This is a genomic window from Cloacibacterium caeni, from assembly GCF_907163105.1.
GTDB lineage: Bacteria > Bacteroidota > Bacteroidia > Flavobacteriales > Weeksellaceae > Cloacibacterium > Cloacibacterium caeni_A.
In genome coordinates this window covers 340,422-357,781 of the sequence record NZ_OU015321.1, presented here as the reverse complement: position 1 = coordinate 357,781, position 17,360 = coordinate 340,422, and the positions used below count along the sequence as shown (strand labels likewise).

The following is a 17,360-nucleotide window of genomic DNA, read 5'->3' as shown; positions in this document are numbered from 1 at the left end:
TTTATGGCTTGATATTGCATCACATTTTCCTGACTACAAAACTTTGCTTTCTTTTTTTTTATTTTTTTAGTGTTTGCCGATACTCAATTGAAAGAATGTTAATGTGGTGATTATCTTTGTGTTTTTAATTTCAGGTGTCAAGAAAATATTTATACTTACTAAAGCAATATTTCTTCTAATTGGCTTTTCCAATTAATAAATCCTTTTTTATCATCTGAATAATCATGGAGAATTCTCGAAAAATCTTTTGGATTCGTCTCCAAATACATTTGCCTTCCGTTTTCTCGAATGAAAGTAAGTTGATTATCAATTTTCATTACGGCATTGATGACTGAAGTTTTGCTTTTACCAGTTTTCCAAATGTAGGTTGCTTCTTCAGTGTCTAAAGTTTCCAACACTATGTAATGATGATCTCCTCCTGCTAAAAGAAACACAAATGAAAACGGCTGTAATACAAATCGAATTTTCATTATCTGACTTTTGTGCTTTTCAGCAAGAAACAAAACATGTGCTGAATGTTTATAGTTTCTGTTTACTAAAATTTGCTGTAATATTTGTTCAGCATCATTGAAGAGTTTTTCCTGATTCTGTAATTCTTCTGCTGTAAGTACGTTTTTCTCGTGAAATTTATTTCTTCCAATGAGTTCTTTATTCAGAAACTGAATTTTTACACCTTCTACAATTTCTTCGTTTATTCGTTCAATATCACTTGATATGGCATTTTGTGCAATTAACTTACCTCTTTCGAATTCCGCAGAAATCTCCACATTAATTGTTCTGGATTTCAACACCTTTACAAAATAAGGCTTCAACACCTCAAGTTCTGGTCTAATCTCCATATTTTCGATATGAAATTCAAAAGTTGCGTTCATTTCCTGAATTGGATATTTGAAGGCAACACTTCTATAATGAAACTCCAAATCTTCAATCGCTACCTTAATTTTATTTTCAAAAATTTTTGTCGAATCGATTGGTGTTAACTCCTCTTTTATATCATCAAAAAGCGTTGCTTTTCTGGTAATTTTACGATAATAAGTGTTTCGCTTAAGAAATAATTTGTTTAAACAATCAATTTTATGGTCACAATAATCATAAATTATAGGGTTGATTTCCGAACGTTGAACTCTCCCAATGTATTGAATCATTTTTCCTTCAAATGAAAACGGATACACTAAAAACAGACTGTTAATACTTGATAAATCCGTTCCTTCACCAAAATATTGTCCTGTTGTTATCACCACTTGAAAATTACCTTGATGCAAATTCTGCCATTTAGATTTTCGTGAATTTTCAGAATCGTCACCGCTCAAAGTTACCACTTCGTAAAACTGCTTTAAAAATAAGTTTAAAGAATCGATGTGCTCTTTTCTTTCAGTAATGACAACCGCCTTTTTGCCTGTATCCAACTCACGTTCCACATCGTTCAGAATTAATCTATTTCGATTGGTGTCGTGAATCAAAATTTTTGATAAAGTTTCAAAACTGTCTGTTTTTGAATTGAAAGGAACATCCAACAATGTTTTTCGAATCACAATTTCCGTAGGTTTGAAATTTTCTACGTCTTCTGGTTTTATTTGGGTAATAATTTCACCAATGTGTGTGAAAATTATTTTCCCGTCATTATATTTTCGAAACGGAGTCGACGTTAATCCATACAAATAGAAAGTTTTAAGTTTCTTAATGGTATTTCGGAATGATTCTGCTGGAATATGGTGGCATTCATCAATAATTATAGTTCCAAACCTTTCAACAATATCTTCCAAATATTTCGGCAGACTTTGAATGGTTGCAACTGTGATTTGCTTACCAATTTTCATTTTACCCGAACCAATGATTCCAATTTCTCTTTTAGGAATGCCTAGAAATGATTCTATTCTTTCACACCATTGCTCCAACAATTGTCTTCGATGAACGATTATGAGTGCTGGTTGCTTCTTTTCTGAAATTATTTTGAGACCTACCAAAGTTTTCCCTGAATTTGGTGGCGCAACTATGACTCCGAAATCTTTCTTTTCAACCGCTTCAATTGCTTTTTGTTGATGATTTCTCAAAGTTGCGTTAAATTCATAATTGACCGATAATTTTTTCAATCTCATGTCTGAAAATTCGTGGTTAATGCTATTCTCTTTACAAAATCGAATAAGTTTACCAATAAATCCTCTTGGGATAAGAACCTCGTTTTCGGTTTCTGCTACCAATTTAAAATAACGATTGGTTCCAAAAGTATTTCTACCCGATTGCTTTTTTACAAAAAATTCGGTGTTTGCAAAATTTAATTCCTCTTTTAAGAAATTGATGAGTATCTGTGGTAAACCAAATCTGCTTATTTTTACAATATTGTCCAAAGAGATTTGTAAATTTTTGCTTTTGATTATCACCTTTGTCTCAGAATTTGAAATTTCTTTCTGATACAAACCTTCTAGGTGCTCAATGGAAACTCGCTTAATATTTTGCAGAAAACTCAATTGATTTTCAAATTGTTCGAAAGTATTCGGATTAATAAAGCAACTATTTCCCTTTTCAATAGATGGCTTAAAAAAAGGTAATGCAATTAGATTTCCCAAACCTTTTCCTGAAAGAAAGTCCTGATTTGGAAATAATCTGTCAAAACTCGAACTCTTATCAAACAAAGAAAAAATCCCTAATTTCTCTAGAATTGAAATGAAGATTTTTCTACTTTTGATTGCAGGAAAAGGTTTTTCGAAAAATATCCAAACATGACCTCCATTTCCCGAACGAGACCGTTCCAAATATGCAGGAATATTTAATTTTTCACATGAATTCAAAAAAGAAACCGCTTCTTTTTGCCAATTTTCTTTATCAAAATCAGCCACCAAAAACCATGAGGCATTGTCTTTTTGCAAAGGATAAATCCCGATTTGCTGTTGACCTTCCAAATGCTTTTGGAGTTCATTATCAGTTAATGGCAAATAGGTTTTATGTGAATAATTTTGAAACGTTCCGCCATTCTGTTTATGGATTCGAAAATGAAAAGGATCATAAGTGTAAGAAGGCATATAGCCACTTTTCCCGTTTTTCTCCCACCGAATCGCAAAAACATCTTCTCTTCCTTTAAAAAGAGACCGAAGAAATGAAATGTACTCTTGATTTGGATCATTCATGAATCACAACTAATACACTAATTGAATATTAATCCATGTAAAAGTATTCAAAAATATTTTCAAGAATTAGATTTATTAAAGTGAAAGTATTGTTTGGGAGAGTTATTTAATTTGCTGGAGAGTTTATTTTCAAATAGAACTGAACCCAAATATGACCCAAATAAGCTTAGCTAACATTTATATAATCGTTGATTAACAACATGATACAAGTATTCTCTAAAGAAATTAATAGTTTTTATCAGAATCTTTGACCCAAATGTGAACCAAATCACGTAAGCTTTTCTATTGGAAAAAGATTATTGTCACATCTTCGAATCGGATGATATATCTAAATTAAAATTATTAAAAATAATGTCACCATTCCTGACACCATTCGAACACAGTTGTAACGCTTAATATTCACATAATGAAAATTTTAGATAAAATGAAAATTGTCTTTGTCCTTTAAAATCTGACACCATTCTTGACACCATTCAAATGTCTAAATAAAGTCTATCACACTCACAATCAAACCAATATAAGGTAATTCTAGAGGTCATTATACATTAAGATTTGACACCATTCTGAACCAATTAACATTTTTGGAAGGACGAATTAAACTGCGAATCATCTCCTCTTATCCCATGAAGTTTCATCATACCCAAAAAGATTAAACATCTCCCTCATTCTGGAGCGAAGACGATTCCCATAGATCGTTTCTATTTCTCCGGCGGTAAGATTGGTGGTGAGATGCGTTATGATTCCTTTTTCCTTGAAAATATCGTAGCGAGTTAGGAGAATTTCTGCCATTACATTGCAGTCGTTTCCGAAATATTTGGAGGCAGATTCGCTACCGAGGTCATCAAAGCAGTAGTTTTTTGGAGTGCGATGATCATTGTATAGACTCCCACGAGAATATTTTTCTAAAATTTCATAGCCAGACTGCATAAATTCTGAAACAATTTGGCGTGTAGAAGTCATCATGAAATTTTTTCTCTTGGAAGGTATTTTTCCCATCAGCTTGAAAAGTGTAGTTTTTCCGCATCCAATTGGTCCGCTTAACATTATTCCTTTAGTGAGATCGATATTCATTTCTTTGGTTACTAATTCGTCCTGAAGAAACCAAGCGAGCATTCCGAAAATAATTCCTTTTTCGTTTTCGGGAATAATAAAGTTTTTGCCGAGATGCTTTCTACCGCATTTTCGTAGCCACATTACAACTTCTCTGTAGTCATAACTCATCTCGATAGGATTTGTTGGTAGTTGCATTGAGGTGATTTGGTTTTAACTCCACTCCATTCGCGGAACTAGTGGAATTTGAGGTATTATTGAATTTTTTCGAATTTATAAGCCAATTTCTTGCTGCGGCTTCCCAATTTTTCATTTTCGATTTTCCGCCGACGAGCCAACCATTGCTTTCGTAATGATTGAAAAACCTTTCGGCTTCAAGTTTTGTGGAATCCCTTTCCAGAAAATATATTTCAACTTCTGAAATGTTGGGTGGAATTTCAATCGACCTATTTTTTTTCTTCAAAAGCAAATTTCCTTCATCAAAAATTCTTGAGTGCTCATTATCTTTTAATTGTTTATTGTTTAATGAGTTTGTACTGTTTATAGAAGGTATCAGTGCTTGTTCAGAACCTGTATCGATTTTGATATGCATCCTGTTCGCTACCTGTTCAGAGGTTGTTTGTTTTTTGATACGCTTCATATTCAAATTTTGAATTGCCTCAGAATTATCAAAACTAAATAGGTTCACCAAACTCCCTTTGTATGGATTGAATGATGGGATGTATTCAATATATCCAAATTCTTGCAACTCTTTAATGCATTTATGGTAAGTTCCAAAAGCAGAAATTTTGCTCAGTTTCATCATTTCGTTTCGCGAAATACTGATTGGATTTCGAAAACGATTGAGATTCCAAAACTGAAACAAAGCAAGGTAAAGACTGATGTGAGTAGGATTCAGTCGATTGTCTTCCTGTATTTTGTCGTAAAAACCAGTGAGATGAAAAATGTAATTCATACTAAAATTATTTCTGATTTAACATTTTTTCGATGTCCTGATAATTGTAATAAATTGTTCCGCCAACTTTGGAATACTGTAAAGTTCCATTGATACGAAGCGTTTGTAATGTCCCTGAGGAAATTTTCAAAATTTTTCTAACCTCGTTAGATTTTAACCATTTTTTCTCTATCGTTTTGCTGGAATTCAGAATTTTCTGTAAATCTTGCAAAAGTTCAATTTTAAATTCTTTTAGGTCTTCTTTCGTAATTATATCTACTGCCATAATATTTTTTATGCAAATTTCATTCGATTTGTATTCTAAAACAATAGTGTTCATGCGGTGTGGGCTAAATAAGAACAATTTAGACGAGTTTGGAATCTCGGAAGATTAAAAAAGAATAATTTAGATGAATTTAGATTCTTGAACTCAATTTCTGAAAGAAAAAACAAGTTCCGCAGTTTTTCCCCTTTTACAAAAAGGCAAGATCGTTTTTGTATCAGCAACTTGAAAAGTTGTATATACAAAGACACATCTTGCAATAAAAGTTTTATAGCAATATGAAAATTTTTCAGAGGTCTGAAAACGCTTTATGGACGCTTGTTTTAGGCTTTATCTCTTTGATTTTAAAATAGATTGGATTTTGAAGAAAAAAAAATGGAGAGAGATTGGCTTTAGGTTGTATCTTTTTTACGCAGGTTTGCAAGTTGGGTGTAGCTGATTTACCCACGTTGAGTAGAACCCAGTGTTCAAATTACGCAGGTTTTTGAAATGATTAGTATTAATTGGTTATGGTTTTTGAGGATAGTTGATTTTTTTTTAGAATATTTATTATCTTTACAAAACATTGAGACACTGGTAATCTGGCTATGGATATCGAATGAGGACTTAGGTTCTCATTCTTTTTTTACTAAGACATGAGGAAGTGAAAGTAATTAATATTTTGTCCAGTTTATTTACTAAAAAACTGGACATTTTGTTTTATCTTTGCAAAGAGATAAGCAATGAAAACATCTGATTACATAGTAAATACGATTAATCGATTCCCTAAAGGATTTGTTTTCACCTATGAAGAATTTAGCAAACAGGTGGAAAGCAAGGAAGCTATAATAAAAGCATTGAATAGAATGGCGGTTTCGGGGAAGATTGAAAAACTGGCAAAAGGAAAGTTCTACAAGCCAGAAGAAACTGTATTTGGAAAATTGGAACCGCCAAAACAACAGATTGTAAAGGATTTACTTGAAGAAAATGGAAAAGTCGTAGGTTACCTTACTGGTTTGAGTATTTACAATGAGCAGGGACTTACAACACAAGTCAGCAATACCATTCAGATTGGAAAGAATGAAATTCGTCCTACTTTCAAAAGAGGACGATTTACTATTTCTTTTATCAAGCAGAAAAATACGATCACGAAAGAAAATATTCCATTTCTTCAGATATTGGACGCTATTAACCAAATTAAAAAGATTCCAGATACTTCGCTTGATGAATCCGTTTTGAGAATTATCGAAATCATAAAAACAATCAATGAAGCGGAAATCTCCACAATGCAACGATTGGCTTTAAAATATCCGCCATCTACGAGAGCGTTATTGGGAGCAGTTTTGGAATTTCTGAAAATTGGAGAACCTGAAATACTGAAGAAGTCGCTCAATGCTATTTCAACATATAGTTTTCCAAATATTGAAACTATTTTACCAACAGTAAAAAACTGGAATATCAAATGAATCTTCACGAAAACAAAACCTTATTTCAGCTGGCAATAAGATTTACCGCACAGGAAATGAAAATTCCCGATTTGTATATTGAGCAAGAGAATTGAGAAAAAGAATTATTTGCAATTTATTATTTGTTTTGTTTGTAAAATTTTATGAAAAACTATAGATTAGAGAAGACGGAGAAAAAGATAAAAGAATGCATTGAACATTTAGAGTTTTTTAGAAAATACTTTGAAATAGATGATGACTTTGAAATATACTTTAAAGAAAAAAACATTTTAAGACCTTACCATAGAAGTCAAGAAACACTTGAATTTCATTTACTTTTCGTGATAGCTGAACTTGAAATAAATTTATGTATCAAAAATTTTTATAATAGTAAAACTGATATTGAAAAAAAATACTGCTTGAAATCAGGTTTTTTGACTGTTTATGAATTTTTCAAGTCTTTAGATAATAAAAAAAATATCATTCGAAAACTGTGCGAAGATGATTTTGAATTAAGTGAGAGCTACACAGACATTACAACCAGACTTAGAAATTTTAAAAAGGAAATAAATTTAGACTCAAAAATTAAAGAAATTAGAAATAAAACGTCCGGACATTTCCATAATAATTTGAAAGAATTTCTAGGTATTATTGATTCTATTAATCCAATTGAAGATGTTATTATTCTGTACGAACTAGTGATACTTTTGACTAGGTTTAATGATTTTTTACTAAAATTAACGCTTCGAAAATAGCTTGAAATTTTATTAAATTTTCGACCTAATTTTGGTAAGTACTTCGGTAGATTTTAATAGAGCTAAAAACAATTTCAGGAATTTTTCTAAGCAGAAGTTAATTAATTTTGTATTTTTCCTCCTATTTGTTAAAAAGTATCTTGGATGAACTGCCCTAATTGCAATGCCGAATTAAAGAAAAAGAAAATTGATAAATTTCTGATTCAATATTGTGACAAATGTTGGAATCATATTTCATATGATGTTGAATGCAAAGATCATAACCCCATATTTGTTAAATTCAAATTTTCAAATGATTCTTTGCACATAAGAAAACAATGTCAAAACTGCGGAAAGATAGATTCGAAATTTTATTCCAAAGATGTAGTTCCAAATTGGAAAAGTATTCCTGATGCAAACATTGAATTACAAAAGAAATTTTCCTATGAAGGTGTTCATGAGATTTATAGCAGATATCTTAAGAAAAAGGAAACAGTCTCAAAAGAGTCAAATTTTGAAAAGTTTATTGTTGAACATAATGACTATCTGAAAACTATTGAATGGCAGAAGAAAAGATTATTAGTGCTTAAGCGTGATAATTTTTTGTGTCAAGCTTGTCTTATGGAAAAAGCAAAGGAAGTTCATCATAAATCATATAGATATTGGAAAAATGAGCCTTTATTTGATCTTGTTGCTGTTTGTGTAAAATGCCACGCTGAGATTACATCAATGAATAGATCGGTGTTAAATTACGATTTCATTATTAGTAATTCCCGTGAAAAATAAATTTTTCTGTAAAAAAAGAATTTTGTTTTACATAATCTGAACATCCAAATTTATTTTTCTTGAATTAGAAAATATTTTCTAAAACTAGTTGGGAAAGAGTTGTAAAAGTAATATCTTTATAAACTTCTACAAATTTTACTGGTAAAACACTTGAGGAGACAATAATAGATTTCACTTTAAATCCGCTTACATCCTTATTAATTCTTTGAGAAACAACTGATAGATTATTTGATAACCATTTCTCCCTGTTAATATGTTTTGGAAGTTGTTTTTCAGTAAAGTTTTTAATGTCTTTCCAAAAATCATAGATAATTTTAGCTTGTTTTGTATTCTTACACTCTATTGAATATAGAATTTTTCGTTTCTCATCCAAAGCCAATACATCAACATCTCCATAGTTTTTATCTGCAATTTTTGTGGTAATATCAAATTCGTAGTCCAGTACAAATAAATTTGTATTGTCTCTAATCCAATCCCTCACTTCTACTGTGAATTCATCACCTTTTTCGGTAGAGTTTCTTTTTACAAACTCCCTAATTTGCTTACAATCATCATCTACTTTTAATGTTCCATCAAAAAATATTGCCAAAAGGTTTTGTCCAGCAATATAAAGATGTCTTGCGCTAAAACAGATTATAAAGTTATTGTTGACTTTGTCGTTTATTCTTAATATTGGCTTTAATAAATATGAAAGTCTTCTATTGTATCTCCAAGGTATTATTTCAGCATATTCATAACCATCTACTTTTTCATCAAATTTCCCTCTACTATTTAAAACTAATAATGTATAAATGCTTTTAACCTCTTCCTCTGAAATATTAATTTCATTTTTTAAAAGTGATATGAAGTCATCTTCTTTCATAAACATACAAGAGCGTTTACTCTCTAGACAATAATGCGCTATTAAGTTTAAAACTCCAACAATATTTGGCAAAGTCATTCCCCAGTCGTTTAAAAAGGCTGAATCTAATAATTGATAATAATCTTCATTATCATTTTCAATGGTATTACTCCTTTCTCTCTGTTTTGTAGTTATATAATTTGTTTTAAATGACTTTACATAATGACCTAATTCGTCTTTACGTGTTTCTAAATTGAATTTAGACATTGTATCATCAAAAAATTCTTTACTTACACCAATTCTTCCAGATGCCAACAATCCAACTTTTGGATTGTCTAAATCAAAAAAAATTAAATCTCTAATAGTACCAAAATAGGTTAACTCATCCATTAATGCTAACAAAAAATCTAAATCATCCTCATTTATCGGCTTTTCTCCAAAATAAGGTTCAGCAGTAACAAATTCAATTAAACATCTTGAAGAAAGAGAAAGCCTAACTGCTTGCACATCAGAATTATGATATTCCTCTAATATATCTCTATATTCTCCAAAACATTTTAGTTGGGTTACAACTTTGATACTTCTAAAGGCTCTAAAATTTAGAGTCGATTCGTATCTCAGCATCAAATATTCTAAAACCGCAAAGCAATTATAATTTTGTAACTCTTCTCTGATTTTTTTTATTAGACTTGATATTATTACATCACATAGCTTAACTTTATCACTTTTATTATCAATATTTTCAGGAATTTTATTTGGAACCCAATTTTTTAATTCCTCCAAAACAATTGAACCATCAGCTTTTGGAATATATCTTACCTTTGGAATGTGCCTTTCATCCAAGTCAATTTTTAGTTCTGAAGTAGCACTAAGTAACATCTTAGTATTGTCATTAGGAATATTCTCTAATATTGCGTGAATATTTTCAGCAGAAATATTTACTTCTGTTTTTTTCTCAAATAATTTTCCTAAAGACTCTAACAATATTCGAATCAAATAGATTTCACTTGAATTATCATCTCTATTTGTCAAATTAAAAAAAGTATTTGGGATCCTTAAATTTATCCTGTTTGTATCACTATCAATTTGATAATCAATCAAAACAGTATTTTTTTCTAATTTCCTAAATTCTTCTATTGAAAGATTAATAAAATTATCTTCAAAGCTCAAAATTACTTCAATAGGTTCGTGAAAATTTTTAGTAAGAGGATTTAGCAAATAATGAATTCGATTAAACCAATAGGCAATTGCCTCAGCGTATGAACTGCCAATTTTTCTATATTTATTTTCAAAGGTTATCCATAATGGGAAATTATATTTTTCTAAAACCAATCTATATTTTCCGAAAAATATTTCTTCAGACAAATAAATTGGAGCATAAATTTCAGACTTAATTACTGGAAGAAAACCTTTTGTTTTATCTTCATTAATGTAATTTACTAAATGAATGTCCTTTTTTTGAATGGATTTTATTGCCGCATTTCCTTGAACATCAAAACTAAAATTAACAAAATCATACTTTTCATCAGGGTGTAAAAATGTTTCTCCTTGTTTGTTATACCATTCAAAATCAGTCATTATGTTATGAACAGGTGTCGCAAATAAATACAAACCTTTCTCTCTTGCTCTTTCTTTTGCCTTAAACAACTTCCAGAGAGAAAGTTTATCAATATTATAGTTTTGAATAATTCTTTCAAAATCAATTAGACTTAGTGCTGATTGATATTTCGCTGCCTTGACATCAAAAGTATTAATCGCTAACATCTCAATCATTGATATTTGACTGTAAACAAATAACATTAGAATTTCTGCGTGTGGTGGCAAGACATTTTTTATCTCTTGAACTTTATCATTAACTTTCTTTTGAAGTTTCAGCGAATTATTAAAATCATTTGTTCCCAAATACTGAATAAATGCATATTTGTTTTCATCAAATTTCCATAATGATTGTTCAACATCTAATGAAAACTCTTGATTTTGCTCCCATCCAATCCCAATAAATAACTTTTTAATTTCAAAAATTGAAAACTTATCAAAAAAACCGATTAGATTGTCAAGTTCACCAAATTGTTTAAATTTTTCTACAATGAAATTATTTATCGCAAAAAGTTCACTACTTGGAAGAACAAGAAAATATGTCTTGTTTACTTTAATAAATGGTTTATAGCATAAGAGAGGAATTTCGCTATTTTGATTTTCTTTAATCAAATTAACATCACATAGAAAGTCATTAATAACATCTTTATTAATTCCAAGTTTTTTTAACAATTCAAAAATCATTTTTTCGGGAAACTCAAAAAGTTGCGTGTACTTTAATAAGTCATCTGATGGAAATGTAATATTGTTTTCCAAACTACTACCTGACATATTTCTTGAAAACCCCAAGTTTTTCGCTATTTCATTATGAATTAACAACATAAATAATAAACCATCACTAACATAATTTTTCAGGTCTTCATTGAGATTGTTTGGAGTATGAAAAATTACTCTAATAAGATTTTGAATTATTTCAGTTGCATTGTGATTTATTCCTGTGAAAACAACATTGTTACCATTGTGAAACATTATATTCTCAGTAAAACAATTTTCGGGAGGATCTTCTCTATAGTCATCAGGAAAGTTCTTATCAACTAATTTTTTCAAAATTGAAAGGTCAATGTTTGATTGTGCGTTATTGAGGTTTGAAGCTATAGTTGTCTGAATGTCCTCCAACCTAACAATTTTTCCGTGATTTTCAGGTAAAACTTGAAGTAATGAGAAAAACTTCAATAAAGATGTTGATTTATTATTTTTAACAAATTCTTCAAAGCTATTTTTCCTATTTGAATTTATATTTGAGTGTTGTATTGGCTTATCAATACAACATTTTTTGAATTTTTTCCCACTTCCACAAGGGCAAGGTTGGTTTCGTCCTATCTTTGACATAGCATCAAATATAAGAATTCTCGTGTCATTATTTGGAAAAAGTTATTGAATCAATTTTGCTACAAACTTAATGCTAATATCATTAAGATAATATTGTCCTCGATGTAAAAACTAGGGTCTAAGTTAGGGTTGTTTAATTATTATTAGATTACATCAATGAATCGTTCAGTGTTAAATTACGATTTCATTATTAGTAACTCCCGCGAAAAATAAATTACATTCTATTTTTAAGGATTTCTATCTTTTACAAATTAAATATTTCTCTTTGCTGTTCTCTTTGAATTTCAAAATTAAAGTAAGAATTTTTTTACTATATTTGGACAAATATTGTCCTAATAATATTTTCAAGAATAAATTTTTCAGAAAAATGAAAAAAACTTTTGGAGAAATAATAAGAGAAGGTCGTGAACATGAGGGACTTCCATTAAGAAAAGTTGCCGCTTTTATTGATATTGACCCATCGACATTAAGTAAAATTGAACGCGGAGAACGTTCGGCAAATAAAGAAATGATTCCTGCGCTTGCTGAAATTCTGAAAATATCCGAACACGACCTAACTTTAAGTCTGTTAAGTGATAGTGTTGCAGAATCACTTATTTATGAAAATAATTGTTCCGAGATTTTGAAGGTTGCCGAAGAAAAAATAAAATATTTCAAAAGCAAAAATTATCAACAAGGAAAACTAAGTTTTGAATAGTGGAATTAAGAGATTTAATACAAAGATTTGAAGCCGAAAAGTCAAGATTTACAACTGCTTCATATAACGAAACTCAGCTACGCACTGATTTTCTAGACCCGCTATTCACTATTTTAGGTTGGGATATTACAAATGCTCAAGGAAGACCAACAAACGAAAGAGAAGTTTTGGTTGAGGAAGCTTTACGTGCAGATGCAAACGAAAACACCAAAAAACCTGATTACACTTTCAGATTATTTGCAGATAGAAAATTTTTTGTTGAAGCCAAAAAGCCGTTCGTTAAAATAGAAACCGATCCCGAACCTGCTAAACAGGTTAGAAGATATGGTTTTACAGCGAAACTTAAAATTTCAGTTCTCACAAATTTTGAATATTTAGCAATCTACGATTGTTCAGAAGTTGTTCAACCAAATGATGCTGTTTCGAAACGAAGATTAAGATTGTATCATTTTACTGAATATGAAGAAAAATTAGAGGAAATAAAATCTCTAATAGGAAAAGATTCTGTTTATACAGGACAGTTTGATGAAGTTTGGGAAAATATTGAATTACAAATTCAAAAATATAATATTGACGATTTATTTTTAAATCAAATCAATGAATGGCGAATATTGCTAGGAAATGAGATTGTTGCAAAAAACCCAAACATTGATGAATTTCAGCTGAATGATATTGTCCAAAGTTATATCAACAGCATTGTGTTTTTGAGAGTTTGCGAAGATAGAAATTTGGAAATTTATAAAACCCTGTATAATCTCGCAGAAAATGAAAACTTCACGTTATTAATAGCAAAATTTAGGATTGCAGATTCAAAATATAATGCAGGTCTCTTTACTCAACCATTAAGTGAGGAAATCATTTCCAATGATAGCAAAGCATTTTGGCAAATTATTAAACAACTCTATTTCCCTGAAAGTTCTTATTCGTTTGCAGTTTTCTCATCGGATATTTTAGGACATATCTATGAGATTTTTCTAGGTCAACAATTAAAGCTAGAAAATGGCAGTGTACAACTCAAGAAGAAGCCTGAAATTGAAGATAGAGATGTTGTTACGACACCAACATTTATTGTAAGAGACATTCTTAATGAGACCATTAAGAAGTTTTGCGATGGGAAGTCAGACGAAGAGATTTTTAATTCAAAATTTGCTGATATAGCTTGTGGATCCGGTGCATTTTTGCTCGAAGCGTTTCAGTTATTGCAAGATATTTTGGTGGATTATTATATGGTAAATGATTCTTCGAAATTAATTCAAACAGGAATAAACAACTTTAAACTGAAATTTGAAGTTAAAAAGCATATTCTACTTCGTTGTATTTTCGGAGTTGACAAAGATTTCAATGCAGTTGAAGCATGTAAGTTTGGTTTGCTTCTCAAACTGTTGGAATACGAGGATAATAATAGTATTTCTATTCCTGCTTTGCCTAACCTCGATAACAATATTCAGTATGGAAATAGTTTAATTGAATCTAACCAAACTGATTCGGAAAATCGTGAAGAAATCAATCCGTTCGATTTTGGTAATATCAAATTTGATGTTATTGTAGGAAATCCGCCATATATGGCAACTGAGCATATTAAGCGATTCACCCCCGAAGAGTTACCTATCTATAAACGTGATTATACAACTGCTTTTATGCAGTTTGATAAATATTTTCTATTTATTCAAAGAGGATTTGAATTGCTAAAGCAAAGTGGAATTTTAGGTTACATTATTCCAAGCAAGTTTGCGAAAGTAGGAGCGGGAAAAAATCTACGAAAGTTACTTTCCGAGGAAAAAGCAGTTGAAAAGATTATTTCTTTTGGAGCAAATCAAGTTTTCAAAGACAAAACGACCTATACCTGTATTCTGCTTTTAAAAAAACAAGGAAAAGAATCTTTGCTTTATCATGAAGTAGAAAACATGAACAATTGGAAAGTGAAAAACTACTCTATTGAATTTGATGATGTTGAATATCAAAATCTAGATGAAAACACTTGGGTATTGACACCTAATCATTTAAAGCCAATTTTTAATTCTATTTCGGAGCAAAGCATCAAACTTGCTGATTTGATTGGAAACGAAAATATTTTCAACGGAATACAAACAAGTGATAACCGAATTTATGTTCATTATGCTACAAATGAAGATGATAACTATTTCTATTTCAATTTGGATGATGAAGAATGGAAGGTTGAAAAAGAATTAACAAGACCCTATTTTCAAACTTCAAGAGGAATTGATAATCTTAATACTTATCGTATCCTGAACCCTAATTCATTTGTGATTTATCCTTATAAAAATGAAAACGGACGTATCAACTTTGTAAATATTGAAACTTTACATAGTGAATATCCTGAAACATTTAGGTTTTTCGAAAACTACAGTGAGGAATTAAAAAAGCGAGATATAAAACCCGAACCTGAGACAAATGAAGAATGGTATCGATTCGGAAGGCATCAAAGCTTAGAAAAGTGCGATGTTCCTGCAAAAATTGTTGTTGGTGTGCTTTCACAAGGCGACAAATATGCTATTGATACAAGCCATACTTTTATTTCATCGGGTGGAACTGCGGGATACTGTATGGTTACGTTGCCTGAAAACTTTCCATATTCAATTTATTATATCCAAGCATTACTGAATTCTAAATATTGTGAATGGTTTGCATCACTTTATGGAGAAGTTTTCCGAGGCGGTTTTATTGCAAGAGGAACTAAAGTATTGAAAAAACTTCCGATTAGGAAAATAGATTTTGAAAATGAAGCAGAAAAAGAAATACATGATAATATTTCTAGAACTCAACGTGAGTTGATACAATTGCAAGGAAATATTGATGAAAATCAAAACAACAACCGTAGGTTGACTCCTTTGCAAAGACGGTTTTCCCAAAAGAAAACTGAGTTAGACAATTTATTAAAAGAGCTTTATAACCTTGGAGAAGATGACATTCTAATTCCAAAAATTAATGAAAGTTATGGTACTGATTAAGGATGCAAGTAAAGATAAACTTAGAGGAGGATTTTATACACCAAAAGAAATTGCTGACTTCATGCTGAAATGGGCAATCAATGGTAATAAGTCAATGGACATTTTGGAACCAAGTTGTGGTGATGGAATTTTTCTTCAAATTGCTAAAGAAAGGAAAATATCTTATCATTCATTTAAGGCAGTTGAGTTTGACGAATATGAGTATGAAAAAGCTAAGTCAATTGGTTTAGAAAATTCCAACCTAATTAACGATGATTTTCATAATTATTGTCTAAATACAGATGATAGATTTGATTTAGTTATTGGTAATCCGCCATATATAAGATACCAATATTTTAGCAAGGAACAGCAACAACTTGCTGAAAAGATTTTTAAAAAATCTAAATTAAAATATTCAAAATTAACCAATGCGTGGGTTTCATTTGTAGTAGGCTCAAGTCAATTATTGAAAGAAAAAGGAAAAATTGCATTTGTGCTTCCTGCAGAGGTCTTACAAGTTTCTTATGCACAACAATTGAGGGAATTTTTAGCACACTTCTACAACAAAATTAATATCGTTTCTTTTGAAAAACTTGTTTTTCCTGAAATTCAACAAGAGGTAGTTTTACTTCTTTGCGAGAAAGATGGAACAAACTCTCACAAAATTGAACATTTAGAGTTAAGAAATGCTGATGATTTGAAAGACTTAGATATTTCAAAACTGAAAAATCCTCAAAAGACAATCGATTTCAAATCAAACAAATGGACTTTTTATTTTTTAGACCAAGATGAAATAGATTTCCTTGAAGGTTTGCAGGAAAACAAAACAGTTCCGAAACTTGGAAAGTTCGCTGATGTGGAAGTAGGTATTACTACTGGCTCAAATCCATTTTTTACCGTTCCGTTATCAACAGTACAATTCTACGGATTAGAAAAATATGCAAAACCATTGGTTGGGCGAAGTGTTCAGGTTCCAAGTCTGATTTTTACTGAGGAAGATTGGGAAAAAAATAGGGATAGTCAAGCAAGAACCCATTTGCTCTCTTTTCCAAAAATGAAAGACTTGAATGGTTCTGTAGGTGCTAGAGATTATTTGGAGTTTGGTGTCGAGCAAGGCATTAACAAAGGCTATAAATGCGGAATTCGAGATGAGTGGCAGATAATACCTTCACAAAAATTGTCAGATGCTTTATTCATCAGAAGAAATCATTTGTATCCCAAGTTAATTATCAACGAAGCAGATGTATACACAACAGATACAATGCATAGAGTGAATATCAAAAAAGATGTAAATTTAGATGCACTTGTAGCAAGTTATTATAATTCATTGTCGTTAGCATTTGCTGAAATTTCAGGTAGAAGTCATGGCGGAGGTGTTTTAGAGTTAATGCCAAGTGAAGTTGAAAACATTATGCTTCCATATCACGATTCAAACAAAAATCTTGTAGAAACTATTGACAAGATGATTCGTGCTAACGAAAGTATTGATAAAATACTTGAAATCACAAATAAAAAAATCTTAATTGAAAATTACGGTTTTACTGAAAAGGAGGTTCAAATTGCGGATAGAATTTGGAAGAAGTTGTCGAATAGGAGGTTGAATAGGAATTAAAAAA

At 30.6% G+C, this 17,360-nt stretch carries 11 protein-coding genes; 6 read left to right on the top strand and 5 right to left on the bottom strand.

The annotated features are described in order from the left end of the window. Positions 1 to 158: 158 nt before the first annotated feature. The 4 genes from KKQ76_RS01605 to KKQ76_RS01590 all read right to left on the bottom strand — a co-directional run bounded on the left by KKQ76_RS01605 (position 159) and on the right by KKQ76_RS01590 (position 5,392). On the bottom strand, positions 159 to 3,122 hold the full coding sequence (locus tag KKQ76_RS01605; RefSeq protein ID WP_213195535.1) for a DEAD/DEAH box helicase: 2,964 nt from the start codon (positions 3,120 to 3,122) through the stop codon (positions 159 to 161). Between the two features lie 606 nt (positions 3,123 to 3,728). Further along, the gene (locus KKQ76_RS01600) at positions 3,729 to 4,370 is read right to left on the bottom strand and encodes an AAA family ATPase (protein ID WP_213195534.1); all 642 of its coding nucleotides are present in this window, start codon (positions 4,368 to 4,370) and stop codon (positions 3,729 to 3,731) included. Then, positions 4,333 to 5,127 (bottom strand): transcriptional regulator, encoded by a 795-nt coding sequence (locus KKQ76_RS01595; protein ID WP_213195533.1) that lies wholly within the window; start codon positions 5,125 to 5,127, stop codon positions 4,333 to 4,335. The genes KKQ76_RS01600 and KKQ76_RS01595 overlap by 38 nt, the downstream gene beginning before the upstream one ends. 7 nt (positions 5,128 to 5,134) lie before the next feature. Continuing rightward, positions 5,135 to 5,392 carry a helix-turn-helix domain-containing protein gene (locus KKQ76_RS01590; RefSeq protein WP_076782848.1) on the bottom strand — a complete coding sequence of 86 codons (258 nt, stop codon included), beginning with the start codon at positions 5,390 to 5,392 and terminating at the stop codon, positions 5,135 to 5,137. Between the two features lie 719 nt (positions 5,393 to 6,111). Here KKQ76_RS01590 and KKQ76_RS01585 point away from each other — a divergent pair. The 3 genes from KKQ76_RS01585 (at position 6,112) to KKQ76_RS01575 (ending at position 8,333) form a co-directional block, all read left to right on the top strand. After that, on the top strand, positions 6,112 to 6,834 hold the full coding sequence (locus KKQ76_RS01585) for a type IV toxin-antitoxin system AbiEi family antitoxin domain-containing protein (RefSeq protein ID WP_213195532.1): 723 nt from the start codon (positions 6,112 to 6,114) through the stop codon (positions 6,832 to 6,834). A gap of 143 nt (positions 6,835 to 6,977) precedes the next feature. Then, a complete protein-coding gene (locus tag KKQ76_RS01580) occupies positions 6,978 to 7,568 on the top strand; it encodes a hypothetical protein (RefSeq protein WP_099513121.1) in 591 nt (196 codons plus the stop codon). Between the two features lie 144 nt (positions 7,569 to 7,712). Beyond that, complete coding sequence (locus tag KKQ76_RS01575) at positions 7,713 to 8,333, top strand: TFIIB-type zinc ribbon-containing protein (RefSeq protein WP_213195531.1); 621 nt, start codon at positions 7,713 to 7,715, stop codon at positions 8,331 to 8,333. 64 nt (positions 8,334 to 8,397) lie between these two features. Here the strand turns inward: KKQ76_RS01575 and KKQ76_RS01570 are convergent, their stop codons facing one another. Beyond that, the gene (locus KKQ76_RS01570) at positions 8,398 to 12,099 is read right to left on the bottom strand and encodes a YecA family protein (RefSeq protein WP_202982005.1); all 3,702 of its coding nucleotides are present in this window, start codon (positions 12,097 to 12,099) and stop codon (positions 8,398 to 8,400) included. 367 nt (positions 12,100 to 12,466) lie between these two features. Between KKQ76_RS01570 and KKQ76_RS01565 the strand changes: the two genes are divergently transcribed. Genes KKQ76_RS01565 through KKQ76_RS01555 form a run of 3 tightly spaced genes read left to right on the top strand, consistent with a single transcriptional unit; the run spans position 12,467 to position 17,356 of the window. Next, positions 12,467 to 12,796, top strand: a complete 330-nt coding sequence (locus tag KKQ76_RS01565; RefSeq protein ID WP_099513166.1) for a helix-turn-helix domain-containing protein — start codon at positions 12,467 to 12,469, stop codon at positions 12,794 to 12,796. Then, on the top strand, positions 12,796 to 15,765 hold the full coding sequence (locus KKQ76_RS01560; RefSeq protein ID WP_099513124.1) for an Eco57I restriction-modification methylase domain-containing protein: 2,970 nt from the start codon (positions 12,796 to 12,798) through the stop codon (positions 15,763 to 15,765). The genes KKQ76_RS01565 and KKQ76_RS01560 overlap by 1 nt, the downstream gene beginning before the upstream one ends. After that, entirely contained in the window at positions 15,743 to 17,356 is a 1,614-nt protein-coding gene (locus KKQ76_RS01555; protein ID WP_246501309.1) for an Eco57I restriction-modification methylase domain-containing protein, read from the top strand. The genes KKQ76_RS01560 and KKQ76_RS01555 overlap by 23 nt, the downstream gene beginning before the upstream one ends. Positions 17,357 to 17,360 lie beyond the last annotated feature (4 nt).

Excerpts from the sequence above, each read along its gene's own strand:
- KKQ76_RS01605 (WP_213195535.1), bottom strand. The coding sequence starts at position 3,122 with ATGAATGATCCAAATCAAGAGTACATTTCATTTCTTCGGTCTCTTTTT.
- KKQ76_RS01570 (WP_202982005.1), bottom strand. The coding sequence starts at position 12,099 with ATGTCAAAGATAGGACGAAACCAACCTTGCCCTTGTGGAAGTGGGAAA.
- KKQ76_RS01575 (WP_213195531.1), top strand. The coding sequence starts at position 7,713 with ATGAACTGCCCTAATTGCAATGCCGAATTAAAGAAAAAGAAAATTGAT.
- KKQ76_RS01595 (WP_213195533.1), bottom strand. The coding sequence starts at position 5,127 with ATGAATTACATTTTTCATCTCACTGGTTTTTACGACAAAATACAGGAA.
- KKQ76_RS01565 (WP_099513166.1), top strand. The coding sequence starts at position 12,467 with ATGAAAAAAACTTTTGGAGAAATAATAAGAGAAGGTCGTGAACATGAG.
- KKQ76_RS01585 (WP_213195532.1), top strand. The coding sequence starts at position 6,112 with ATGAAAACATCTGATTACATAGTAAATACGATTAATCGATTCCCTAAA.
- KKQ76_RS01600 (WP_213195534.1), bottom strand. The coding sequence starts at position 4,370 with ATGCAACTACCAACAAATCCTATCGAGATGAGTTATGACTACAGAGAA.
- KKQ76_RS01555 (WP_246501309.1), top strand. The coding sequence starts at position 15,743 with ATGAAAGTTATGGTACTGATTAAGGATGCAAGTAAAGATAAACTTAGA.
- KKQ76_RS01590 (WP_076782848.1), bottom strand. The coding sequence starts at position 5,392 with ATGGCAGTAGATATAATTACGAAAGAAGACCTAAAAGAATTTAAAATT.
- KKQ76_RS01580 (WP_099513121.1), top strand. The coding sequence starts at position 6,978 with ATGAAAAACTATAGATTAGAGAAGACGGAGAAAAAGATAAAAGAATGC.